Raw genomic sequence first — 23,352 nt, forward strand, 5'->3', positions numbered from 1 at the left:
CACGCCCGCGGAGCCGTAGCCGCCGCCCCACCCGTCGCACTAGCGCTCGAACCGGTATCCCATCCCGGGTTCCGTGACGAAGTGCCTGGGATGCGAGGGGTCCGCCTCGAGCTTGCGTCTCAGCTGCGCCATGTACACCCGCAGGTAGTTGGTCTCCGTTCCGTACGACGGCCCCCACACCTCCTGGAGCAGCTGTTTCTGGCTGACCAGCCGGCCGGTGTTGCGCACCAGCACCTCCAGCAGATGCCACTCCGTGGGGGTCAGCCGTACGTCCTTCCCGGCCCGGTTGACCTTCTTCGCGGCCAGGTCGACGGTGAACCCTTCGGTCTCCACGAGGACCTCGTCCTCGCCGCCCCCGGCGGGTTCCGCCCGGCGGACGGCGGCTCGCAGCCGGGCCAGCAGCTCGTCCATGCCGAACGGCTTGGTGACGTAGTCGTCGGCGCCCGCGTCGAGCGCCTCGACCTTCTCGTCCGAGGAGTGCCGGGCGGACAGCACCAGGATCGGCACCCTGGTCCAGCCGCGCAGTCCCTTGATCACCTCGACGCCGTCCATGTCCGGCAGCCCCAGGTCGAGGACGATCACGTCCGGGTGGCGGGCGGCGGCGAGCCGGAGGGCGGTGGCGCCGTCGTGGGCCGCGTCGACCTCGTACCTGCGGGCCTTGAGGTTGATCACGAGGGCGCGGACGATCTGTGGCTCGTCGTCGATCACGAGCACTCTCGTGGGGGCCTGGGGCGTCCCCTCGGCCGGGCTCAGCATGAGGCATGCCTTTCGGGTTGTGCGGGTTGCGCGGGTTGCGGCTCGAGGCGCGGTCCCGCCGCGCGGACGGTGAGGACCATGGTGAGGCCGCCGCCGGGGGTGTCCTCGGCGTTGAGGGTGCCGCCCATGGCCTCGGCGAAGCCCCGCGCGACCGCGAGACCCAGTCCCACCCCGGCCCCGCGCGGGGCGTCGCCGTAGCGCTGGAAGGGAGCGAATATCCGCTCCTTGGCCTCGTCGGGTACGCCCGGCCCGCGGTCCACGACCCGTACCTCGACCCGGTCGGACATCGCGCTCGCCGAGACCAGCACGGGCTCGCCGCCCGGACTGTACTTGACCGCGTTCTCCACGAGGTTGGCGACCGACCGCTCCAGCAGCCCGGCGTCCACGGCGACCATGGGCAGCGACTCCGGGATGTCCAGCTCCACGCTCGCCGCCGGATCGGGGATCCCGCCGAGCGCCATCGGCACCACCTCGTCCAGGTCGATCTCCCGGATGATCGGCGTGACCGTACCGGTCTGGAGGCGGGACATGTCCAGCAGGTTGCCCACCAGGTGGTCGAGGCGGTCCGCGCCTTCCTCGATGCCCTCGAGCAGCTCCGCCCGGTCCTCCTCGGACCAGGCCACGTCGTCGGATCTGAGACTCGACACCGCCGCCTTGATCCCGGCCAGCGGGGTCCGCAGGTCGTGGCTCACGGCGGCCAGCAGGGCCGTGCGGATGCGGTTGCCCTCGGCCAGCGCACGGGCCCGGTCGGCCTCCTCCTGGAGGCGCCGCCGGTCCAGTACGACGACCGCCTGCGCGGCGAACGCGGCCAGTACCCGCCGGTCCTCCGCGGGCAGCAACCGCCCGGTGAGCGCCAGCGCGAGGTGGTCGCCGACCGGCACGTCCACGTCCGCGTCCTCGGGCCGCTCGACCGGCCGTCCGAACCCGACATGGCCCGCGCGGGTCCACGGCGCCCTGTCGTCCGCCCGTTCCAGCAGTGCCGCCGACTCCATCCCGAAGGTCTCGCGCACCCGCTCCAGCAGCGCCTCCAGGCTGGTCTCGCCCCGCAGCACGCTGCCCGCCAGGTAGGACAGGATCTCCGACTCGGCCCGCAGCCGGGCCGCCTGGTGCGTACGCCGGGCCGCCAGGTCCACCACCGAGGCCACCGACACCCCCACCCCGACGAAGATCAGGATGGCGACGATGTTCTTCGGGTCGGCGATCGTCCATCTGTGCAGGGGCGGTGTGTAGAAGTAGTTCAGCAGGAGCGAGCCCACCGCCGCCGAGGCCAGGGCCGGCAGCAGCCCGCCGAGCAGCGCCGCCGCCACCGTCACGGCCAGGAACAGCAGCATGTCGTTGGCGAGGCCGAGGTGGACGGTGTTCAGCAGCAGCGCCAGCAGCGCCGGGCCCACCACGCCGACCAGCCAGCCCCAGATGATCCGGGCCCGCCCGAGCCGGGCGCCCCGGGCCACCGGCAGCCCGCGCCCCTTGGCGACCTCGTCGTGGGTGACGATGTGCACGTCGAGGTCGGACCCCGACTCCCGGGCGACCGTCGCGCCGACCCCGGGCCCGAAGACGTACTGCCAGGCCTTGCGGCGCGAGGAGCCGAGCACGATCTGCGTGGCGTTGACCCCTCGGGCGAAGTCGAGCAGCGCGGCCGGAATGTCGTCGCCGACCACGTGGTGGAAGGTGCCTCCCAGGTCCTCCACGAGGGTGCGCTGGACCGCCAGTTCCTTGGGTGAGGCGGAGGTCAGGCCGTCGCTGCGCGCGATGTACACGGCCAGCACCTCCCCGCCGGCGCCCTTCTCCGCCAGCCGCGCCGCCCGCCGGATCAGGGTGCGTCCCTCCGGGCCGCCGGTCAGCCCGACCACGATCCGCTCGCGCGAACCCCAGATCGCCGACACATGGTGCTCGCTGCGGTACTGCTTCAGGTACTCGTCGACCCGGTCGGCCACCCACAGCAGGGCCAGCTCCCGCAGGGCGGTGAGGTTGCCGGGCCGGAAGTAGTTGGACAGGGCCGCGTCGACCTTGTCCGGCTTGTAGATGTTCCCGTGCGCCATCCGCCGCCGCAGCGCCTGCGGCGACATGTCCACCAGCTCGATCTGGTCGGCGCGCCGGACGAACTCGTCGGGCACCGTCTCCTGCTGCCGTACCCCCGTGATCGACTCCACGACGTCGCCGAGGGACTCCAGGTGCTGGATGTTCACGGTCGAGACCACGTCGACGCCGGCGGCGAGCAGTTCCTGCACGTCCTGCCAGCGCTTGGCGTTGCGCGAGCCCGGGACGTTGGTGTGCGCGAGTTCGTCCACCAGGGCGACCCGCGGGGCGCGGGCGAGGACCGCGTCCACGTCCATCTCGGTGAAGGCGCCGCCCCGGTACTCCAGTTCCCGGCGCGGGACCTGTTCGAGGCCGTGCAGCATCACCTCGGTGCGCTGCCGCCCGTGGTGCTCGACGAACGCCACCACGCAGTCCGTGCCGCGCTCCACCCGGCGGTGCGCCTCGGACAGCATCGCGTATGTCTTGCCGACGCCCGGTGCCGCACCGAGGTAGATCCGAAGCTTTCCGCGTGCCATGGCCTCATTGTCTTCCCGTGACTCCTGCGTACGCAGCGTCGACCTTACGGCCAGCAGTTCCGGCATAAGGGACGAGCTGAAGGGTGAGGGGCGCCTTTGACGCAACCCTGACGCGACGAGACGGACACCGGCGCCCCTCACCCCTTGATCGGGCGAGCCCCCCGAATCGGTTCACGCACATCGGTTCAGGCTCATCCGGTCACGCACATCGGGTCACGGACCCGGAGTCACGGGCACCGGGTCACGCGGGATTGTCCCCGTGGGTGAGCGTCTCCCAGGCGACGAAGAGGTTGTTGCTGCCGGCCGGGCGGTTCCGGAGGGTCAGCGTCTGGGTGTTGCTCATCGCGATGCCCAGGCGGTTGTGCAGCGCGTTGTAGCCGACCTCGGTGACCGGGCCGAGCGCCTGGTTCAGCGAGCCGCCGCACAGCCAGCCCGGGACGGCCGTTCCGAGCTCGTACTTGGCCTGGAAGCCGAGGGCCTGCCGCAGCCGCTCGCCGAGGTCGGTGCCGTACAGGTCCTGTCCCTGGATCCGGCTGGTCTCGGCGACGTGCGAGATCGCGGAGATGCCGTACCCGGTGTGGGTGAGGTCGCGGCAGGTCTCCTGGGTCAGACCGGTGACGAAGGTGCCCTGCCCCTGCCAGTAGGCGACGACCTTGTCCCGGGTGTTCAGGTTCTGGCTCGGCACGGTCTTCGGCAGATCGCCGTCGGAGGCCAGGTAGACATAGGCCGCCGTGCGGGTGCGGAACTTCGCCATGGCCTTGTCGTACGACGTCCTGTCCTCGAGGAAGACGGAGATGCCGATCGCGGCCTCCGTCATGGACAGCTCCCAGTTCCCGTTGGAGTTGGAGCCGTTGATGACCTCGGGCAGGTAGACGTCCCGCAGCATGGTCGCGAAGCGGCCGGAGCCCGCCCAGCCGCCGTTGTACGTGTACTTGATGATCTCGGCGGCCCTGGGCCAGGACGAGCCGGCCCAGCCGGTCTGGAGGGGCGCGTTGCTGTTCGTGTGGTCCTTGACGACGGCCGACCAGGCGTCCATCAGCTCGATGGCCTTCTTCGCGTACCGCTCGTCCCGTGTGACGTACCAGGCGAGGGCGTCGGTGTACGCCGCGAGGGCGTCCTCCCGCTCGTCCGTGCAGCCGTAGTTCGGGTTGGAGTAGGACCCGCACTCGACCACGGCGCGGGGCTTGGGGGTGCGGCTCAGACTGGCGTACTTGCTCGCCAGAAGCTGATCGAAGGCGCCCTTCCAGGGCTGGGCCGCGGAGTCGACCTTGCCCCGGACGAAGTCCAGTTGCGCCCGGGAGACGGTGACCCCGGGGTGGGCGAAGGCGGCGGGGGCGGCTTGGGCCCGCGGGACGTTCGGGGACACGAGGGCACCCAGGACCAGGGCGGTGACGGTCACCAGGAATGCGGTTCGACGCACAGCAGCTCCGTTCTCGTTCGTGTATGTGAACACAGAGCGCCCTTATGAACTCAGGCGTTGAGCGGAGACCGTAGGTCCAGACCAATGGACCGTCAAGGGTTCACACACGAGAAGAGCGCTGGACGCGAGCACGACAAAGGGCCGCACCCCGTGCGGGGTGCGGCCCTTGCCGTCGTGCGTGCGGTCCGCCGGTCGTGGACTAGCGGACCTCGGTGATCTCCGGTCCGCGCTGGAGCTGGCCCATGCCGCCGGAGAAGCGGGAGCTGTCGTCCTGCTGCTGGACACCTTCGGGGACCATCTGCGCGTCGTTCGGCAGCTTGAGGACGATCGGGTCACGGGGCGCCATCGGGCCCTCGCCGCGGACCACGACGGTGTCCCGGAAGATCTGCTCGAGCAGACCGGCCGCCTGCGGCTGCACCGCGCCCTGACCCGAGATCACTCCGCGCAGGAACCAGCGGGGGCCGTCCACGCCGACGAACCGCACGACGTGGAAGCCACCCGTGCCGTCCGGCAGCTGCACCGGCACCTGGGCGCGCAGTTCCCAGCCCAGCGGGCCTTCGACCTCGTCGACGATGCCGCCCTGCTGGGTGATGCCGGAGCCGATCTCCTCGCGCACCTCGCCCCAGATGCCCTCACGCTTGGGAGCGGCGAAGGCCTGGAGCTGGACGGCGCTGTCGCGCAGCACGACGGTCGCCGCGACGATGGCGTCACCGGCTACCTCGACCCGCAGCTCCATGCCGTCGACCCCGGGCACGAAGATCCCGCCGAGGTCCACGCGGCCCTCGGCCGGGTCGCGCACCTCCGAGTCGTCCCAGGGCCCGTCGGGCCGCGGCTCCGGCTCGAGCCGCACCCGCTCGCGCTCGCCCTCCACGTCGTCCGCCTCAGCGTCGACACTGTCGACGACCTGCTCGGCCTCGCCGGCCGCGTCCTCGGCGGCACCCTTCTTCTTGCGACGTCCGAACACGTCACTGTCCTTCCCGGTCGGATACGACCGATGCGTATCGATTCCCACCCGTCGCGCCGCCCTCGGCGGCCGAGGCGCTTGTACCGCTTTCACCGCCCACGGCGGCATGCCCGCCGGTGGACCCGAAGCCCCCTGCGGCCCGCGCCGATTCGGGAAGCTCCGCCACCTCCTGGAAGCGGACCCTCTCGACCTGCTGGACGACCAGTTGGGCAATCCGGTCGAAGCGCTCGAACCGCACGGACTCGCGCGGGTCGAGATTCACCACGATCACCTTGATCTCCCCACGGTACCCGGCATCAACCGTCCCCGGGGCATTCACGAGGGCGACGCCGCACCGGGCGGCCAGCCCCGAGCGCGGGTGCACGAAGGCCGCGTACCCCTCGGGCAGGGCGACGGACACCCCCGTGGGCAGTACGGCCCGCTCCCCCGGCGCGAGTTCGTGACTGCGCGTGGTGCGCAGATCGGCCCCGGCGTCGCCCGGGTGCTCGTACGTCGGAAGCGGTACGTCGGGGTCGACGCGCCGGATCAGGACGTTCAGGGGGTCGCGGCTCACGGGTTCACCTCGAAGGCGCGGGTGCGCCTGATCTGGTCCGGGTCGCTCATGGCAGCCCGGATCTCCGCCTCACGGCCGTGGCTCACGAAGTGCTCGACCGCGACCTCGACGAAGAGCGCGTCGGCGCGGACGGCGAGCGGCCCGTCGGGACCGCCGATCCGTCCGGTGGCACTCGAGTAGATCTTGCGCCTGGCCACCGCCGTCACCTCGGCCTCGAGATACAGCGTGGTACCGACCGGCACGGGACGGACGAAGTCGGTCTCCAGCCGTCCGGTCACGGCGATCGTCCGCAGCAGCCAGTTCAGCGAGCCGAGCGTCTCGTCGAGGGCGGTGGCCAGGATCCCGCCGTGCGCGAGGCCGGGCGCGCCCTGATGGGCGGGCTGCACGGTGAACTCGGCGGTGACGGTCACTCCCTCACCGGCCCGCGCCTCCAGATGCAGCCCATGGGTCTGCTCGCCGCCACATCCGAAACAGTGTTCGTAGTGGGCACCGAGAAGCTCGCCGGGCACGGGAGCGTCGGGGTGCCGGACGGGTTTCACGGCATCGGCCGGAGGCTCAAGAGCTGCGGAAGTACCACTCACAGCCGCAGACCTTACCCGCGCGTCCGCCGTATCAGGACACCGTGCCAAGCTTGGCTCCATGCAGCTCTCGACCACCCCGTACGAAGAACGCCTCACCGCCCCCCGGTCGTGGTGGTTCGTCTCGTTCCTCGTGGGTGTCTCCATGGCCCTGATCCTGCTGCCCTTCGGCACCCTGCCGTTGCTCGGCGGTCTGGTCGGCGGCACCGCGGCCGCGGCGGTGGTGGCCAGCTCCTACGGTTCCCTGCGCATCCGCGTCGTCGGCGACTCGCTGATCGCGGGCGAGGCGAAGATCCCGGTGGCGGCCCTGGGCGAGGCGGAGATCCTGGACGCCGACGAGGCTCGCGCCTGGCGCACCTACAAGGCCGACACCCGGGCCTTCCTGCTGCTGCGCTCCTACATCCCGGGGGCCCTGCGGGTCGAGGTCACCGACCCGGACGACCCCACGCCCTACCTGTACCTGTCGACGCGGGAGCCGGAGCGTCTGGCGGAGGCGCTGAAGGCGGCGCGGGAGGCGACGGCGTAGCCGGAGCGCCGAGCCCTCAGCGCCCGAGCTCTCCGGGGTTCTCAGGGTTCTCAGGGTTCTCCGGGTCGTCGGGCCCCAGGGGGTTCCTGGAGATCTCCCCCATGGCCAGGGGCTCCGCCGGCCTCTCCAGCGGCGGAAGATCCGGCAGCGCCTCCCAGGGGACCTGCATCTTCCGCAGGTCGGCCCGCACCTTCGCGGCCACTCTCCTGGTGTCCCGCCGGTTCATGACCGCTCCGACGGCGGCGCCCACCATGAAGGGCATCAGCATCGGCAGGTCACGGACCATGCGCTTCATGATCTGCTGGCGCAGCTCACGCTTCATCTGGCCGCCGAGCGCCGAGTTGATCGAGGACGGCTTCATGACGTCGACGCCGCGTTCGCCCGACCAGGAGCGCAGATACGCGGTACTGCGGTCCTTGAGACCGCCCGCCGGCCGCATGCCGTAGACCTCGTGGAGTTCGGCGATCAGTTTCAGTTCGATCGCCGCGACCCCGGTGATCTCCGCGGCCAGCTCGGTCGGCATCGCGGGCGGCACGGGAAGCATCGCCGCCGCCCCGATGCCCGCTCCCACGGTGGACGTGGCGTTCGCCGCGCCCGACACGAGCTTGTCCGCGAGCTGCTCGGGCCCGAGCCCGGGGAACTGCCTGCGCAGCGTCTGGAGGTCCCGTACGGGGACCCGTGGGGCGAGGTCGATGATCCGGTCGGCGAGGTGTCCCAGGCCCGCCCTGGCCCGGTTCCCGCCCTTGCGGGCGCCTTCCCGGGCCAGGTCCGTCGCCCTGTCCCGGATGACCGCCGCCCGCCGCCTCGCGACGGGGGCGGCGCTCCGCGTCGGCACCGGGTGGTCAGCCCGGTCAGCCGCGGGTTCGAGCGAGGCCGATCCCGCAGGGACCACTCCCGTACCGGATGAGCCTCGCTCGTCGTCACGCACGCCGTGAGGGCCGTGGGAGGGCCCCTTGTCCGTTCCCCACGGGGGGAAGCGGCGCTTCCGAGGTGGGGTCGAGCCAGTCACGGCCGACCCCGCCTCAGTCGCAGTCGCGGCAGATCGGCTGGCCGTTCTTCTCCCGGGCCAGCTGGCTGCGGTGGTGCACCAGGAAGCAGCTCATGCAAGTGAACTCGTCCTGCTGCTTCGGCAGCACCCGGACGGCCAGTTCCTCGTTCGAGAGGTCTGCGCCGGGCAGCTCGAGCCCCTCCGCGGCCTCGAATTCGTCGACGTCGACTGCGGAGGCGGACTTGTCGTTCCGCCTGGCCTTCAGTTCTTCGAGACTGTCTGAGTCGACGTCGTCATCGGTCTTGCGTGGGGTGTCGTAATCGGTAGCCATTTCGCCTCTCCCCCTCTGGGTATCTGCTGGTGTCTCCAGCGCACGTAACGCGTGAGAGGCCGGACTTGTGCCCGCCCCGAGGCGGAGATTTTGCCTCACATCAAGGTCTGTTACTCAATCGACACCCAACCGAACTCCTCACGAGTGATCGGCTGGGATGGCGATCGGGACCGTACACGGTCCGAATGCCGCACTTCAAAGGCGTCTCACCGTGTACTTCCCGTGATCAGGACCCCTGAAAACCCGGATTTTCCGGGCTTTACGACGTCATTCATGATCACGGAGAGTAGATGGACCGAAATTCGCCCTTGTGATCGATCACACACGGGGAACCCGGGTCAGGACCCAGAAAATTCCGCGCAAAGCGAACATCCCCGCGTGTGTCGGCGACATGATCTCAGACGGGGAAGGTGACCCGCATCACGAGCCCACCCCCCTCACGCGGCCGGGCCGCGATATGGCCGCCGTGCGCCCGGGCCACGGACCGCACGATGGACAGGCCCAACCCGACCCCCTTGTCACTGCCCGTCCGCTCCGTACGCAGGCGACGGAAGGGCTCGAACAGATTGTCGATCTCGTAGGCGGGTACGACCGGGCCGGTGTTCGACACGACGAGGACCGCCTGCCCGTGCTGGACCTCGGTGGTCACCTCGACCCAGCCGTCCTCGGACACGTTGTACCGTACGGCGTTCTGTACGAGATTCAGCGCGATCCGCTCCAACAGGACGCCGTTGCCCTGGACGACCGCGGGTTTCTGTTCCCCGCGGATCACCACACCCTTGGCCGCCGCCTCCCCGTGCACCTGGTCGATGGCCTGCTCGGCGACCTCCGCGAGGTCGACCGGCTTGCGCTCGACGATCTGGTTGTCGCTGCGGGCGAGCAGCAGCAGACCCTCGACGAGCTGCTCGCTGCGCTCGTTGGTGGCCAGCAGCGTCCTGCCGAGCTGTTGCAGCTCCACCGGCGCGTCCGGATCGGAGAGATGCACTTCGAGCAGCGTGCGGTTGATCGCCAGCGGTGTCCTCAGCTCGTGCGAGGCGTTGCCCACGAAGCGCTGCTGCGCCGTGAAGGCCCGCTGGAGACGCTCCAGCATGTCGTCGAAGGTGTCGGCCAGCTCCTTCAGCTCGTCGTCCGGCCCGTCCAGCTCGATCCGGCGGGACAGGTCCGAACCCGCCACCGCGCGCGCGGTCCGGGTGATCCGGCCGAGCGGGGACAGCACCCGGCCGGCCATCGCGTAACCGAACGCGAAGGCGATCACGGCGAGGCCCAGGAGGGCCAGCAGCGACCGGCTGAGGAGGTCGTCCAGGGCGTGCTGCCGCTGAACGGCGTCGCACTGCTTGAGCACCGAGTTGATCTCGTCCCCGGTCGCGGAGTTCACGGCGGGGCAGCTCACACTGGTGACTTTGAGATTGGCCCCGCTCACCTGCAGGGCCTGACCGCCACCGCCCTCGTGGAGGGCCTGCGCGGCCAGCAGGTAGATGATCGACAGCAGCAGGATGCCGGCGATCAGGAACATCCCGCCGTACAGCAGCGTGAGCCGTATCCGGATGGTCGGGCGCAGCCAGGGGAACGGGGTCTGCGGGCTCCTGGGGTCCCAGGTGGGCTTCGGGGGCGCCTGGGGAGGCGCGGGTGTCGACGCCACGGCGGATCAGATCCGGTAGCCGGAACCGGGGACGGTGACGATCACCGGAGGTTCGCCCAGCTTGCGGCGGAGCGTCATGACGGTCACGCGTACGACGTTGGTGAACGGGTCGGTGTTCTCGTCCCAGGCCTTCTCCAGGAGCTGCTCCGCGGAGACCACCGCGCCCTCGCTGCGCATCAGGACCTCCAGGACGGCGAACTCCTTGGGCGCGAGCTGGACCTCCTTGCCGTCGCGGAAGACCTCGCGGCGGTTGGGGTCGAGCTTGATGCCGGCCCGCTCCAGGACGGGCGGCAGCGGCAGGCTGGTGCGCCGGCCGAGGGCACGCACGCGTGCGATCAGCTCGCTGAAGGCGAAGGGCTTGGGGAGGTAGTCGTCGGCGCCGATCTCCAGGCCCTCGACACGGTCGCTGACGTCACCGGAGGCCGTGAGCATCAGCACGCGCGTGGGCATGCCGAGTTCGACGATCTTGCGGCAGACGTCGTCGCCGTGGACGAGCGGGAGGTCCCGGTCGAGGACGACCACGTCGTAGTCGTTGACGCCGATGCGCTCCAGGGCGGCCGCACCGTCGTACACGACGTCGACGGCCATGGCCTCCCGGCGCAGTCCGGTGGCCACCGCATCGGCGAGCAGCTGCTCGTCCTCGACGACGAGTACGCGCACGTCGCTTGTCCTTCCTGTGTCCACCCGCGTAGCGCTCTGTGAGCGCAGTCGGGCAGGGGTCTGGGTGAGCGTGGGCCTCCATCCTGCCCTTTTCGGCCATAAGTCGGCGGTAAGGCGGGTGCGCGGGAGATGAAGGACGGGTGTGAAGCCCGGGAATGCGAGATTTTCTCGTGAGGTTGAGGTTTCCGCGGAAGAGAGCAGGGGGAGGACGGCTTTACACCCCGCGATCACGCTCTGCATGTGCCGCAGCACCATGCGGTACTCCGCGGTCCGTTTTCCGCAGAGCGGCGGGGGTGTCCGGCACCGTCGCCGCCCGGCCGGGCAGCGCTGGGCACCTGTGGCAGACGTGATCGCCCCTTCCCAACCGGCACACCCCCGTGCCACCGACCCACGACCCAGGACGAGGGGGCGCAGCATGGACGCATTCACCGCAGGTCTTCTGCACCGCATAAGGACGACCGAGTCCGACCTGACGCGGGCTCGCGACGAGGGCGACGACTTCCTCGTCGAGGTGGAACAGGCCGAGCTCGACGACCTGCGCCGCCTCGCCGCCGAGCACGGTGTCGAGGTCGGCGCGACGAGCGTCTGAGCAGTTCGCAGGTACACGGAGGGGCCCCGGCGAATCCAGCGCCGGGGCCCCTCCGCGTGCCGCGCGGGAGCCTCAGTCGTGCCAGGCGCCGAAGTCCTCCAGGAGTCGCTGGAGGGGCTCGAAGACGCCGGGGGTTGCTGCCACCGCCAGGTCACGTGCGGGGCGCTCTCCGGGCCGTCCACCGGTCAGCGCGCCCGCTTCCCGGGCGATCAGGTCGCCCGCGGCGAGGTCCCAGGGGTGCAGTCCGCGCTCGTAGTAGCCGTCGAGGCGACCGGCGGCCACGTCGCACAGGTCGACCGCGGCCGAGCCGCTGCGCCGGATGTCCCGCAGCAGCGGGATCAGGCGCTGCGCGACGTCGGCCTGGTGGGCGCGGACCTCGGTGACGTAGTTGAAGCCGGTGGAGACCAGGGCCTGGTCGAGGGGCGCCGCGGGACGGCAGGCCAGGGCGCGCTCGCCCTCCCGGGCGCCGCTCCCCCACGCCCCGCCGCCGCGCACCGCGTGGTACGTCTCACCGCGCATCGGGATCTCGACGACCCCGGCGACGGTCTCGCCGTCCTGCTCGGCGGCGATGGAGACGGCCCAGGTGGGCAGTCCGTAGAGGTAGTTGACCGTGCCGTCGAGGGGGTCGATCACCCAGCGGATCCCGCTGCTGCCCTCGCTGGAGGCGCCCTCCTCGCCGAGGAAGCCGTCGTCGGGGCGGTGCTCGGAGAGGAAACCCGTGATCAGTTTCTCGGCCGCGATGTCCATCTCGGTGACCACGTCGATCGGGCTCGACTTGGTGGCGGCGACCGCGAGATCGGCCGGACGGCCGTCCCGCAGCAGCTCGCCTGCCCGGCGGGCGGCCTCCTTGGCGAGCTCGAGCAGTTCCGTGTACAGGGGGTCGGTCACGCCGTTCCTCACGCGTAGGGGCTGTCGGCGCCCGCGGCGGCGGGCTTGGGGGCGCGGGCGGGGCAGCAGCCGACCGGGCACAGGTCGTGGCTCGCGCCGAGCGCCCCCAGGGCGCACGGGGTGACCTCGAGGCCGCTCTCCGTCGCCGCGCGCTCCAGGACGAGCTCACGGACCGCGGCGGCGAAGCGCGGGTCCGCGCCGACGGTGGCCGAGCGGCGCACCGGCAGGCCCAGCTCCTCGGCCTTGGCCCTGGCCTCCGTGTCGAGGTCGTAGAGGACCTCCATGTGGTCGGAGACGAAGCCGATGGGGGCCATCACGACGGCCGGGACGCCGGCCGCGTGCCGCTCCTCCAGGTGGTCGCAGATGTCGGGCTCCAGCCAGGGGATGTGCGGGGCGCCGGAGCGGGACTGGTAGACGAGCTGCCAGGGGTGGTCCACTCCGGTGCGCTCGCGGACGGCGTCGGCGACGAGCCGTGCGGTGTCCAGGTGCTGCTTCACGTACGCCCCGCCGTCGCCGTGGTCCCCGACCGGGCCGGAGGTGTCCGCGGAGGCGTTCGGGATGGAGTGGGTCGAGAAGGCGAGGTGCGCGCCGTCCCTCACCTCCTCGGGGAGGTCGGCCAGCGACCGCAGCACCCCCTCGATCATGGGCTCCAGGAAGCCGGGGTGGTTGAAGTAGTGCCGCAGTTTGTCGACCTTCGGCGGTTCGAGTCCCTCGGCCTCCAGCGCGGCCAGCGAGTCGGCGAGGTTCTCGCGGTACTGGCGGCAGCCGGAGTACGAGGCGTAGGCGCTGGTGGCGAGGACGAGGATGCGGCGGCGGCCGTCGGTGACCATCTCGCGCAGGGTGTCCGTGAGGTACGGGGCCCAGTTGCGGTTGCCCCAGTAGATCGGCAGGTCCAGGCCGTGGTCGGCGAAGTCCTTGCGCAGGGCGTCCAGCAGGGCGCGGTTCTGGTCGTTGATGGGGCTGACCCCGCCGAACAGGAAGTAGTGCCGGCCCACTTCCTTGAGGCGTTCCTTGGGGATGCCGCGCCCGCGCGTCACGTTCTCCAGGAACGGAACCACGTCGTCCGGGCCTTCCGGGCCGCCGAAGGAGAGCAGGAGCAGGGCGTCGTAGGGGGTGGCATCGAGCGCGTCTCGCATGAGTCGATCCTGCCACCCGCCTCCGACAGGCGGTGAACGGCGGGGTGCCGGGCGGGGCGTCGCGCATGAGCGGATGCGTTAGGGTTGCCTAACTTCGTAAGCTGTATGAGCTGCATTCACGCCTTACCGGTTCTGCCGGGCTCTCCGCACGCCTTACCGAGTCCCTGCCGAGCCGCCTTCCCTCACGCCGCGCCGAGCCGTCACGCGCGCGTGCCCGGACCCACCGGAGACCCCGTGCCCAGCCCGTACCGCGCCCTGTTCGCCGCCCCCGGCTCCAAGGGCTTCTCCGCCGCGGGTCTCGTCGGCAGGATGCCGCTGTCGATGATGGGCATCGGCGTGGTCACGATGGTCTCCCAGCTCACGGGGCGCTACGGGCTCGCGGGCGCGCTGTCGGCGACCATCGCGCTGGCGGCGGCCGCCTTCGGGCCGCAGATCTCGCGCCTGGTGGATGTGCACGGTCAGCGGAGGGTGCTGCGCCCCGCGACGCTGGTCGCGCTCGCCGCTTCGGCCGGGCTGCTGCTGGCCGCGCACTTCGAGTGGCCGGACTGGGTGCTGTTCGTGTGCGCCGCCGGGATCGGTTCCGTGCCGAGCCTCGGCGCGATGATCCGGGCGCGCTGGGCGGCCCTCTACCGGGGCACGCCGCAACTGCACACCGCGTACTCCTTCGAGTCCGTCGTGGACGAGGTGTGCTTCATCTTCGGGCCGATCATCTCCATCGGACTGTCCACGGCCTGGTTCCCGGAGGCGGGACCGCTGCTGGCGGCCGGCTTCCTGGCGGTCGGGGTCTTCTGGCTGACGTCCCAGCGGGCCACCGAGCCCGCGCCGCACCCGCGCGAGCAGAGCCGCGGCGGTTCGGCCCTGCGCTCACCCGGGCTCCAGGTCCTGGCGGTCACCTTCGTGGCGACCGGAACGATCTTCGGGGCGGTCGACGTGGTCACCGTCGCCTTCGCCGACGAGCAGGGCCACAAGGGCGCCGCCAGCGTCGTCCTGGCCGTCTACGCGGCCGGTTCCTGCGTGGCGGGGCTCGTGTTCGGCCTGCTGCACCTCAAGGGGGCACCGGAACGTCGCTGGCTGCTGGGCGTGTTCATGATGGGCGTGAGTATGATCCCCCTCCTACTGGTCGGAAACTTGCCGTTTCTGGCCGTGGCGCTGTTCTTTGCGGGTCTGGCCATCGCTCCCACGATGATCACCACGATGTCCCTCATCGAAGAGCACGTACCACGCGCACAACTGACCGAGGGCATGACCTGGATCAGCACCGGACTCGCGGTCGGCGTCGCGCTCGGCTCCTCCATAGCCGGCTGGGTCATCGACGCGGCGGGCGCACGGGCCGGGTACGGGGTTCCGGCGGTGTCCGGAGCCGTCGCGGTCGCGGTCGGTTTCCTGGGGTACCGCCGGCTGAGCAGGCCGGCTCCGGGTCGGGGAGGCACCGTTGAGCAGCACAGCGAGCGGGACGAACGCCACGTGGCGTAACTGGGGCGGCAATGTCGCCGCACGCCCCGCGCGGGAGGTCACGCCCGCTTCCGTCGACGAACTGGCCGAGGCCGTGCGTCGGGCCGCCGAGGACGGGCTGAAGGTGAAGGCCGTCGGGACCGGCCACTCCTTCACGTCGATCGCGGCGACCGACGGTGTATTGATCCGCCCTCAACTCTTGACCGGCATCCGCAACATCGATCGCGACAACATGACCGTCACGGTCGAGGCCGGCACCCCGCTCAAGAGGCTCAACCTGGCCCTCGCGCGCGAGGGCCTGTCGCTCACCAACATGGGCGACATCATGGAACAGACGGTCTCCGGGGCCACCAGCACCGGCACGCACGGCACCGGCCGCGAGTCCGCCTCCATCGCCGCCCAGATCAAGGGCCTGGAACTCGTCACGGCGGACGGCTCGGTGCTCAGCTGCTCGGAGAAGGGGACCGAAGAGGAGCGCGCGCTCTTCGCCGCCGCCCGGATCGGCCTGGGCGCCCTCGGCATCGTCACCGCGATCACCTTCGCCGTGGAACCGATCTTCCTGCTCACCGCGCGGGAGGAACCGATGCCCCTGGACAGGGTCCTCGCCGACTTCGACGAACTGTGGGCCGAGAACGAGCACTTCGAGTTCTACTGGTTCCCGCACACCGGCAGCACCAACACCAAGCGCAACAACCGCAGCGCGGGCCCCCGCGAACCGGTGAGCCAGGTCTCGAGCTGGATCGAGGACGAGTTCCTCTCCAACGGTGTCTTCCAGGTGGCCCAGTGGGTGGGCCGGGCGGTGCCCGGCACGATCCCGACCATCGCGCAGGTGTCCAGCAAGGCCCTGTCCGCGCGCACCTACACGGACATCCCCTACAAGGTCTTCACGTCCCCGCGCCGGGTGCGCTTCGTGGAGATGGAGTACGCCGTCCCGCGCGAGGCGGTGACCGAGACGCTGCGCGAGCTGAAGGCGATGCTCGACCGCTCGGGGCTTCGGGTCAGCTTCCCCGTGGAGGTGCGCACCGCGCCCGCCGACGACATCACCCTGTCCACCGCCTCAGGACGCGACAGCGCCTACATCGCCGTCCACATGGTCAAGGGCGTGCCCTACCAGGGGTACTTCACCGCCGCCGAGCGCATCTTCACCGCGCACGAGGGCCGGCCGCACTGGGGCAAGGTGCACACGAGGGACGCCGAGTACTTCGCCGGTGTCTATCCGCGCTTCGGCGAGTTCACGGCGCTGCGGGATCGGCTGGATCCTGATCGCCTGTTCCAGAACGACTACTTGCGGAGGGTTCTGGGGCCGTAGCGGACTCCGTGGGTGCGGGGGCCGCCGAGCCGTCGGCCCCGGTGCCGTCCTCCGTGGCCGTGGGAGTCGGCGCGGTCCCGCCCGTCGTACCGTCGCCGGTGCCGGCGCCCGTGTCCTGACCGCCGTCGCTCGCCGGGGAGGACGCCCCGCCCGAGGGAGCCGGCGCCCCGGTCGAGGAAGAGGGAGCCGGGGACGAGGACGGTGACGGCGTGGTGGTGGCCGGGTCCTCGTCGGAGGATCCGGCCGGGGAACCGGACGAGGAACCGCCGCCCGTGACCGCCTGGGTGACCGTCGTGCTCCGGTCGCCGCTGAAGCTGTCGCCCGAGACCAGCTCGTACGTGGTGATGCCGGCCATCGCGACCCCGAAGACCAGCGCGGCCGCCACCACCGGTCGCCTGCGGCGCCCGATCCGGGCACGGTGGACGGTGCCCTCCGTGAACTCGCCCGTGGTGGGCGGTGTTCGCACCGCCGGTTGCGCGACCGGCCGGCGGTCGTGCGGCTGCGCTTCGCGGAACTGCTCCCCGGTGCGCCTGAAGAAGTGCTGGAAGAACGATCCGCCACAGGTGGCGACGACACTGACCAGGCCCGCGCCGAGGATGGTGCCGTAGACCCCGAAGTACGAGGCGAGTTTCGCGGCCACCACCGCGGCCACGGCGCTGCCCGCGACCTGAGGCACGCTCAGGTCGATCCGCTTCCGTTTCACCTCCTCCCCGGTACTCGACTCACCAACGGCTTCGGGCCTTTCACGCATACCGGGAGCTTGCCTGCCTTTCCCGCACTTGATGAATCAACTGCACAAGAAGGGGACGTACGGACGAAAGCGATAGTTCCTTTTCGGGAGATTGCGTGAACTACGCCACGCCCAAGATCGCGAAATGCCCGCCAGGGACGGCCAAGTCCCACCTCTCGACAGAAGTTGGATGGCGCGCCAATCCACGCACGTGGCCCAAATGGAGTACTGTTGCCAGCCCTGGGCCCGGTCTCCCTCCAGGATGTCCGGGGCCTCGCTGGACCGCTTGAGGGGGGCTAGTTGCACAGGGTGACGGTGTTGGTCACTTAGCGTGGCGGACAGGTAACCGTGCCATAACGGCGGCGCAGGACCTGAGCGCGACACGCCGGGCAACTCGGCAAGGTTGTGGCAGGCTGCACCCGGGCAGGCCACACTCGACTAGCGGAAGCAGCGACGCACGTGACGTCGGCAGGCACCACCCGGGAGGTCCCCATGCCCGAACTGCGTGTCGTGGCCGTCTCGAATGACGGCACACGGCTGGTGCTGAAGGCTGCGGACAGTACGGAGTACACGCTTCCGATCGATGAGCGTCTGCGCGCCGCCGTCCGCGGCGACCGTCCCCGCCTCGGCCAGATCGAGATCGAGGTGGAGAGCCATCTCCGCCCCCGCGACATCCAGGCGCGCATACGTGCCGGTGCCACCGCGGAAGAAGTGGCCCAGATGGCCGGCATCCCCGTCGACCGTGTGCGCCGCTTCGAGGGCCCCGTGCTGGCCGAGCGCGCCTTCATGGCCGAGCGGGCCCGGAAGACCCCGGTCCGTCGGCCCGGTGAGAACGCCGGTCCCCAACTCGGTGAGGCCGTCCAGGAACGGCTGCTGCTGCGCGGCGCCGACAAGGACACCGTCCAGTGGGACTCGTGGCGTCGCGACGACGGCACCTGGGAAGTCCTGCTGGTCTACCTGGTCGCGGGCGAACCGCACTCGGCGAGCTGGACGTACGACCCGCCCCGGCGGCTCGTCCAGGCCGTCGACGACGAGGCGCGTTCGCTGATCGGCGAGTCCGACGACCTGGCCGCTCCCGAGCCCAGCTTTCCGTTCGTCCCGCGCATCGCACGGCTGCCGCGCGACCGTCCGCTGGACCGCGCGCTCGACCGGCCCGGTCTGCCGGCCCAGCCGTCCGAACCGGCCGAGGAGAGCATCGGCGAGCGGGAACGCGACTCGCTGACCAGCCTGTTGGAGGCGGTGCCGAGTTTCCGTGGCGACATGGTCGTCCCGGAACGCCCGGCGGAGCCCGCCCCGGAGGAGCCCGACGAGCAGGAGCCCGTCGCCGAGGAACCCCCGGCGCCGGCCGCCTCCGCCGGATCCGCCTACGCGGACGTCCTCATGCCGCGTTCCGTCGGCAGCCACCGCGACCGTCTCGTCGGCGCCACCGACCGGCAGGCCGAGGCGGACGGCGTCCGTCCGGGCCGCCGGGCCGCCGTGCCCAGCTGGGACGAGATCGTGTTCGGCACCCGGCGGAAGAAGCAGGAGTAACCGGCCCTCGGGCAACTCGCCCGGGGCGTCGGCCGGTTCGCGGAATCCGGTGGACACGCCAGTACATACGTGGGGGAGGGCCGCACCTGTTCGACGCGGCCCTCCCCCACGTGTCCCCGCGGCGGGACTACCGGGGGCCGGGACCCACGGCGACCGGCCGGGCCGGGTCCGAGGACCACTCCGACCAGGAACCGACGTACAGGGCCGCCGGGATCCCCGCGACCGCCAGGGCCAGCACCTCGTGGGCGCCGGAGACACCCGAGCCGCAGTACACGCCGACCTCGGTGCCGTCGGACGCCCCCAGCGCCTTGAAGCGGTCCTTGAGGTCCTCGGGGGACAGGAAGCGGCCGTCCGGGCCCACGTTCTCGTTCGTAGGCGCGGAGACGGCGCCCGGAATGTGCCCGCCGACCCGGTCGATCGGCTCGACCTCACCCCGGTACCGCTCCCCCGCGCGGGCGTCGAACAGCACTCCGGAACCTGCGAGAGCGGCGGCCCCGTCGGCGTCGAGGAGTCCCGTGGCGCCCGGCACCGGCTCGAAGTCGCCCTCCACGCGCGCGGGGACGTCGCCCGAGAGATCCCCCTGCCAGGACGGCAACCCGCCGTCGAGGACCCGCACGTCCGGGTGACCCGTCCAGCGCAGCAGCCACCACGCGCGGGCCGCCGCCCAGCCCTGCCCGCCGTCGTACACGACCACCGGCCTGCCCGCCGAGACGCCCGCCCGGCGCATCGCGGAACCGAACAGCGCGAGGTCGGGCAGCGGATGCCGGCCGCGGCCGCCCGGCGCTCCGGCGAGCTCCCGGTCCAGGTCGACGTAGACCGCGCCGGGCACATGCCCGTCGGCGTACGCGGCGCGCCCGTCGAACGGCGGCTCCCCCGCCGCCTTTGCCACGCTGAGCTGCCAGCGGACGTCGAGGACGACGGGCGGATTCTCCCCCGCCAGGTCGCCGGCCAGTTCCGGTGCGGTGATGATGGCGTTCATGGTCACCATCCTCGCGTACGGGGTGGCCCCATCGCCCATGTCCGGCTAATCTGCTCGGCCGGACAGGCTCGATCACGGGGCGTACGGGATCGAGCACATGCCGTACAGGCGATCGACATACGGCGACAACCACGCGTAAACCAACGAGAAACCCCCTATCAGGCATCCTCCGAGGGCGGAAGCGACACGGCCACCGCAAGGGGCCGAGGAGAGAGTGACGATGACCGAGGCAGGTGGGTCGGCCGGCCCGATCGGCGCAGCACACGCCCGGTACGCGCCCGGTACACCCTGCTGGGTGAGTCTGATGGCGCACGGGTTGACGGCGACGCAGGAGTTCTACGGCGAGCTGTTCGGCTGGGAGTTCCGACCCGGCCCGCAGCCGCTGGGCCCCTACGCGCGGGCGCTGCTCGACGGCCGCGAGGTCGCCGGGATCGGCCAACTGCCCCCGGACAGCCACCTCCCGGTCGCCTGGACGCCCTACTTCGCCTCGGAGGACGTGGACACGACCGCCGAAACGGTCCGGCTGTGCGGTGGCACGATCGGGGTCGGCCCGCTGGACGCCTCCGACGCCGGCCGGCTGGCCATCGGCTCGGACCCCTCCGGCGCCGTCTTCGGCGTCTGGCAGGCGGCGGCCCATGTCGGCACCACGATCACCGGCGTGCCCGGCACCCCCGCCTGGAACGAGCTGACGACCTACGAGGCCGCGGGCGTCCGCAAGTTCTACGAGACGGTCTTCGGTTACGAGGAGACGGTGGTGTCCGCCGACTTCGACCGCGTGACCCTGCACGTCGCCGGCCGTCCGGTCGCCGGCATCCACGGGGTGGGCACCGCGCTGCCCCGGGACCGGGGACCGCACTGGACGACGTTCTTCGAGGTGGCCGACACGGACGCGGCGCTCGGCCGCGTCGTCGAACTCGGCGGGCGGGTCCTCGAGCCGGCCCAGGACGGCGAGCACGGGCGAGTGGCGGGCGTCGCCGACCCCGAGGGTGCCCACTTCTCCCTGATCCAGGGACCTCGGTGAGGGACGGTCCCTGAAGCGGCCGGCGGCTAGACCTGCTGCACCGGCAGCACGTCCGGCGACAGGGCCGCCGCCCGCGACGACGCCGAGGTCATACGCCGGCGGTGGTGGCGCCTGCACAGGACCTCGTAGCCGACCGTGTCCGCCTGGTCGACATCGCCGACGACGACCTGGGCGCCCTCCACGACCATGACACCGCCCAGCGTGCGGGCGTTGTGCGTGGCACGCGCGCCGCACCAGCACAGCGCCTCGACCTGGAGGACCTCGACCCGGTCGGCGAGTTCGACGAGCCGCTGGGAGCCGGGGAACAGCTTGGAGCGGAAGTCGGTGGTGATCCCGAAGGCGTAGACGTCGATGTCCAGGTCGTCGACCACGCGCGCGAGCTGGTCGATCTGCTCCTCGGCCAGGAACTGCGCCTCGTCCGCGATCACGTAGTCCGCGCGGCCGCCGTGCGAGAGGTGGTCGACGAGGGAGGCGTAGAGGTCCTGACCGTCCTCCACCTCGACCGCGTCGGTGACCAGGCCCAGACGGGAGGAGAGCTTGCCCTCGCCCGCGCGGTCGTCCCGCGTGAAGATCATGCCCTGGAGACCGCGCGAGGAACGGTTGTGCTCTATCTGGAGAGCCAGCGTCGACTTCCCGCAGTCCATGGTTCCGGAGAAGAACACCAGCTCGGGCATGGGGAGTCGAGCGCCTTTCGGTGAAGGGTGAAGGTCGGGGGAGAGGATCGGGGGGAGGGAACGGTTCCGGGCGTCAGGAGCGTACTTCGAGCAGCGGGACCAGCTGCTCGGCAGGGGTCATCGAGCCGTGGTTGCCGACCATCGCCGACTCCTTGGGCTCCCGTTCGGAGGCGATGATCAGGACGTCGTCCCGGGCGGCCGCGACCACGTCGCCGAGGCGGGCGTACACCCGGTCGTCGATCTGCGGCCCGAACCAGCCCGCGGCGATCGCCTCGTCGCGCGAGGCGATCCAGAACTGCTCGCCGAGCACCTCGCGCCAGCAGGTCAGTACGTCGTCCTCGGCACCCGGCACGGCGTAGACATGGCGGGCGCGGCCCTCGCCGCCCAGCAGGGCGACCCCGGCGCGCAGCTCCCAGTCCGCGTCGAAGTCGATGCGGTGTTCCTCGTCGAAGGGCACGTCGACCATGCCGTGGTCGGCGGTGACGTAGAGCGCGCTGCGCGGCGGGAGCTGCTCGGCGAGGCGCTGGACGAGCCGGTCGACGTACATGAGCTGGCCGCGCCAGGTGTCGGAGGCGACGCCGTAGCGGTGCCCTGCGCCGTCCAGCTCCGCGTAGTAGGTGTAGACGAGGGAGCGGTCGCCGGCGGCGAGCTGCTCGGCGGCGAAGTCCATGCGCTCCTCGCCGGTCAGCCGCCCGTGAAACGTTCCGCCGCTGAGCGCGACCTTGGTCAGCGGGGTGTTCTGGAAGGTGGGGGACGACACCTGGGCGGCGTGCACACCCGCCTTGTGGGCGAGCTGGAAGACCGTGGGATACGGCTGCCAGACACCCGGGTCCGTCCACGGCTGCCAGCGGAGCTGGTTCATCAGGGCGCCGGTCGCCGGGTTGCGCACGGTGTAGCCGGGCAGGCCGTGCGCGCCCGGGGGCAGACCGGTGCCGACGGAGGCGAGGGAGGTCGCGGTGGTCGCCGGGTAGCCGGCGGTGAGCGGACGTCCGGTGCCGCCCCGCGAGCTGCCGAGCAGCGCGTGGAGATAGGGCGCCTCGTCGGGGTGCGCCTTGATCTGTTCCCAGCCGAGGCCGTCGATCAGGAAGACGCAGTTGCGGTCGGCCGGGGTGAGCTCGGGGATCGCCGCGGTCGTGCCGGGTACGCCCATGCCGGCCGCCAGCGTGGGCAGCAGGTCGGCGAGGGAGCCGGAGCCGTACTCGGGGACCGGCGCGGAGCCGACGGCGAGCGGTTCGGGGAAGTCCCAGGGGGCGGAAGCGGAAGGGGCGGGCACGGAGCGCCCTCGATCATGGGCGGCGGAGGTGGGCGGGTGGGACATCAGCGGGTTACGTCCGCTGTCGCCTCGGAGAGCGACTGCGCGAAGACGAGCGTCTGGCGGACCGTCTCCGGGCCGTCGCCGGCCTCGCTCACGCGCAGGCTGAGGTCGTCCGCCGTCGAACTGCCGGTGTAGCCGTGGTCGGCGTCGCAGTTGGGGTCGCCGCAGGCGGCCGGCTCCAGGTCGATACGGGAGACGGCGCCCCAGCCGATGGTCAGCACGACCTCGCGCGGCGGGGTGCCGGGCGTGTACGACTCCGGGTTGGCGACCACCCGGCTGAGCACGACGGACGAGATCCGGCCGATCTTCACGGACTCCGTGGACGTCGTGGCGTACGGCGTCGGGGAGGTGGTGTCGGCGGCCTGCTCGTCGGTGTGGCTGACGATGAAGCGGTTGCCGGTGAGGACCAGCACGGTCACATGCCGACGCACCTCGTTCTGGTCGAACGTGGTCTCCTGGTGGACCAGGTACGACCGGATCGGCTCGCCGCCCACGGCGGCCTCCACCGCCTCGGCCACGAGGGCCGGGTAGTAGCCGCTGCGCTCGATCGCCGCGCGCAGCCCCTGGGTCGTCGTACTGGTCTTGGCCATGCCCTCCATCCTACGGGGACCCACTGACTGCGAGGCACCGCTCAGTACCGCTCCGGTACGTCGGCGGCGGCCGGGGCGCGCCCCCGCCCCCCCGCCGGGGGCGCCCCCCCCGGGGGGCCCCCCGCCCGGGGGCGGGGGCGGACGCGCCGGGCCCGCGCCCGGGGGGCCCGCC

At 71.4% G+C, this 23,352-nt stretch carries 23 protein-coding genes; 6 read left to right on the top strand and 17 right to left on the bottom strand.

Annotated features, from left to right (window positions below):
* Positions 1-39: 39 nt before the first annotated feature.
* The 6 genes from ABT070_RS14595 to ABT070_RS14620 form a co-directional block, all read right to left on the bottom strand.
* Positions 40-756 carry a response regulator gene (locus ABT070_RS14595; protein ID WP_351759553.1) on the bottom strand — a complete coding sequence of 239 codons (717 nt, stop codon included), beginning with the start codon at positions 754-756 and terminating at the stop codon, positions 40-42.
* Positions 750-3,308 carry a DUF4118 domain-containing protein gene (locus ABT070_RS14600; RefSeq protein ID WP_351759556.1) on the bottom strand — a complete coding sequence of 853 codons (2,559 nt, stop codon included), beginning with the start codon at positions 3,306-3,308 and terminating at the stop codon, positions 750-752. The genes ABT070_RS14595 and ABT070_RS14600 overlap by 7 nt, the downstream gene beginning before the upstream one ends.
* Before the next feature lie 241 nt (positions 3,309-3,549).
* Positions 3,550-4,728 carry an alginate lyase family protein gene (locus ABT070_RS14605; RefSeq protein WP_351759559.1) on the bottom strand — a complete coding sequence of 393 codons (1,179 nt, stop codon included), beginning with the start codon at positions 4,726-4,728 and terminating at the stop codon, positions 3,550-3,552.
* A gap of 199 nt (positions 4,729-4,927) precedes the next feature.
* Positions 4,928-5,692, bottom strand: coding sequence for a DUF3710 domain-containing protein (locus ABT070_RS14610; protein ID WP_351759562.1), 765 nt, complete (start codon positions 5,690-5,692; stop codon positions 4,928-4,930).
* A 1-nt stretch (position 5,693) separates the two neighbouring features.
* Positions 5,694-6,245 (bottom strand): dUTP diphosphatase, encoded by a 552-nt coding sequence (gene dut, locus ABT070_RS14615; protein WP_351759565.1) that lies wholly within the window; start codon positions 6,243-6,245, stop codon positions 5,694-5,696.
* On the bottom strand, positions 6,242-6,826 hold the full coding sequence (locus tag ABT070_RS14620; protein WP_351759568.1) for a PaaI family thioesterase: 585 nt from the start codon (positions 6,824-6,826) through the stop codon (positions 6,242-6,244). The genes dut and ABT070_RS14620 overlap by 4 nt, the downstream gene beginning before the upstream one ends.
* 58 nt (positions 6,827-6,884) lie before the next feature.
* Between ABT070_RS14620 and ABT070_RS14625 the strand changes: the two genes are divergently transcribed.
* Positions 6,885-7,349 carry a DUF3093 domain-containing protein gene (locus ABT070_RS14625; protein WP_351759571.1) on the top strand — a complete coding sequence of 155 codons (465 nt, stop codon included), beginning with the start codon at positions 6,885-6,887 and terminating at the stop codon, positions 7,347-7,349.
* 16 nt (positions 7,350-7,365) lie between these two features.
* Here ABT070_RS14625 and ABT070_RS14630 read toward each other — a convergent pair whose 3' ends face one another.
* The 4 genes from ABT070_RS14630 to ABT070_RS14645 all read right to left on the bottom strand — a co-directional run bounded on the left by ABT070_RS14630 (position 7,366) and on the right by ABT070_RS14645 (position 10,967).
* A complete protein-coding gene (locus tag ABT070_RS14630; RefSeq protein WP_351759574.1) occupies positions 7,366-8,358 on the bottom strand; it encodes a hypothetical protein in 993 nt (330 codons plus the stop codon).
* A 13-nt stretch (positions 8,359-8,371) separates the two neighbouring features.
* Positions 8,372-8,668, bottom strand: coding sequence for a DUF4193 domain-containing protein (locus tag ABT070_RS14635; RefSeq protein ID WP_003993510.1), 297 nt, complete (start codon positions 8,666-8,668; stop codon positions 8,372-8,374).
* A gap of 397 nt (positions 8,669-9,065) precedes the next feature.
* Complete coding sequence (locus ABT070_RS14640) at positions 9,066-10,307, bottom strand: sensor histidine kinase (RefSeq protein WP_351759577.1); 1,242 nt, start codon at positions 10,305-10,307, stop codon at positions 9,066-9,068.
* A gap of 6 nt (positions 10,308-10,313) precedes the next feature.
* The gene (locus ABT070_RS14645; RefSeq protein ID WP_020125132.1) at positions 10,314-10,967 is read right to left on the bottom strand and encodes a response regulator transcription factor; all 654 of its coding nucleotides are present in this window, start codon (positions 10,965-10,967) and stop codon (positions 10,314-10,316) included.
* Between the two features lie 415 nt (positions 10,968-11,382).
* Between ABT070_RS14645 and ABT070_RS14650 the strand changes: the two genes are divergently transcribed.
* A complete protein-coding gene (locus ABT070_RS14650) occupies positions 11,383-11,556 on the top strand; it encodes a hypothetical protein (RefSeq protein WP_171399964.1) in 174 nt (57 codons plus the stop codon).
* A gap of 72 nt (positions 11,557-11,628) precedes the next feature.
* Here ABT070_RS14650 and ABT070_RS14655 read toward each other — a convergent pair whose 3' ends face one another.
* Positions 11,629-12,444 carry an inositol monophosphatase family protein gene (locus ABT070_RS14655; protein ID WP_351759581.1) on the bottom strand — a complete coding sequence of 272 codons (816 nt, stop codon included), beginning with the start codon at positions 12,442-12,444 and terminating at the stop codon, positions 11,629-11,631.
* An 8-nt stretch (positions 12,445-12,452) separates the two neighbouring features.
* The gene (locus ABT070_RS14660; RefSeq protein WP_351759584.1) at positions 12,453-13,580 is read right to left on the bottom strand and encodes a ferrochelatase; all 1,128 of its coding nucleotides are present in this window, start codon (positions 13,578-13,580) and stop codon (positions 12,453-12,455) included.
* Between the two features lie 234 nt (positions 13,581-13,814).
* Between ABT070_RS14660 and ABT070_RS14665 the strand changes: the two genes are divergently transcribed.
* Both ABT070_RS14665 and ABT070_RS14670 read left to right on the top strand, forming a co-directional pair.
* Positions 13,815-15,053: an MFS transporter gene (locus ABT070_RS14665; RefSeq protein WP_351759587.1), complete on the top strand. Its 1,239-nt coding sequence runs from the start codon at positions 13,815-13,817 to the stop codon at positions 15,051-15,053.
* Positions 15,013-16,341: a D-arabinono-1,4-lactone oxidase gene (locus tag ABT070_RS14670; protein WP_351759590.1), complete on the top strand. Its 1,329-nt coding sequence runs from the start codon at positions 15,013-15,015 to the stop codon at positions 16,339-16,341. The genes ABT070_RS14665 and ABT070_RS14670 overlap by 41 nt, the downstream gene beginning before the upstream one ends.
* Here ABT070_RS14670 and ABT070_RS14675 read toward each other — a convergent pair.
* Positions 16,265-17,092: a hypothetical protein gene (locus tag ABT070_RS14675; protein ID WP_351759593.1), complete on the bottom strand. Its 828-nt coding sequence runs from the start codon at positions 17,090-17,092 to the stop codon at positions 16,265-16,267. The two genes, ABT070_RS14670 and ABT070_RS14675, sit on opposite strands and share 77 nt — an antisense overlap.
* A gap of 471 nt (positions 17,093-17,563) precedes the next feature.
* Here ABT070_RS14675 and sepH point away from each other — a divergent pair, with 471 nt between their 5' ends.
* Positions 17,564-18,601, top strand: coding sequence for a septation protein SepH (gene sepH, locus ABT070_RS14680; RefSeq protein WP_351759596.1), 1,038 nt, complete (start codon positions 17,564-17,566; stop codon positions 18,599-18,601).
* A gap of 127 nt (positions 18,602-18,728) precedes the next feature.
* On the opposite strand, the gene ABT070_RS14685 is transcribed toward sepH, so the two are convergent.
* Complete coding sequence (locus ABT070_RS14685) at positions 18,729-19,580, bottom strand: sulfurtransferase (protein WP_351759599.1); 852 nt, start codon at positions 19,578-19,580, stop codon at positions 18,729-18,731.
* 220 nt (positions 19,581-19,800) lie between these two features.
* Here ABT070_RS14685 and ABT070_RS14690 point away from each other — a divergent pair, with 220 nt between their 5' ends.
* Positions 19,801-20,601, top strand: a complete 801-nt coding sequence (locus tag ABT070_RS14690; RefSeq protein ID WP_351759602.1) for a VOC family protein — start codon at positions 19,801-19,803, stop codon at positions 20,599-20,601.
* A gap of 26 nt (positions 20,602-20,627) precedes the next feature.
* On the opposite strand, the gene ABT070_RS14695 is transcribed toward ABT070_RS14690, so the two are convergent.
* From ABT070_RS14695 to ABT070_RS14705, 3 genes are all read right to left on the bottom strand, one after another.
* Entirely contained in the window at positions 20,628-21,275 is a 648-nt protein-coding gene (locus tag ABT070_RS14695; protein WP_351759605.1) for a thymidine kinase, read from the bottom strand.
* A gap of 73 nt (positions 21,276-21,348) precedes the next feature.
* Positions 21,349-22,593: an alkaline phosphatase family protein gene (locus ABT070_RS14700; RefSeq protein WP_351759608.1), complete on the bottom strand. Its 1,245-nt coding sequence runs from the start codon at positions 22,591-22,593 to the stop codon at positions 21,349-21,351.
* Complete coding sequence (locus ABT070_RS14705; protein ID WP_351759610.1) at positions 22,593-23,180, bottom strand: DUF5998 family protein; 588 nt, start codon at positions 23,178-23,180, stop codon at positions 22,593-22,595. The genes ABT070_RS14700 and ABT070_RS14705 overlap by 1 nt, the downstream gene beginning before the upstream one ends.
* Positions 23,181-23,352 lie beyond the last annotated feature (172 nt).

This window comes from Streptomyces sp. NPDC002884 (assembly GCF_040295245.1).
Classification (GTDB): Bacteria; Actinomycetota; Actinomycetes; order Streptomycetales; family Streptomycetaceae; genus Streptomyces.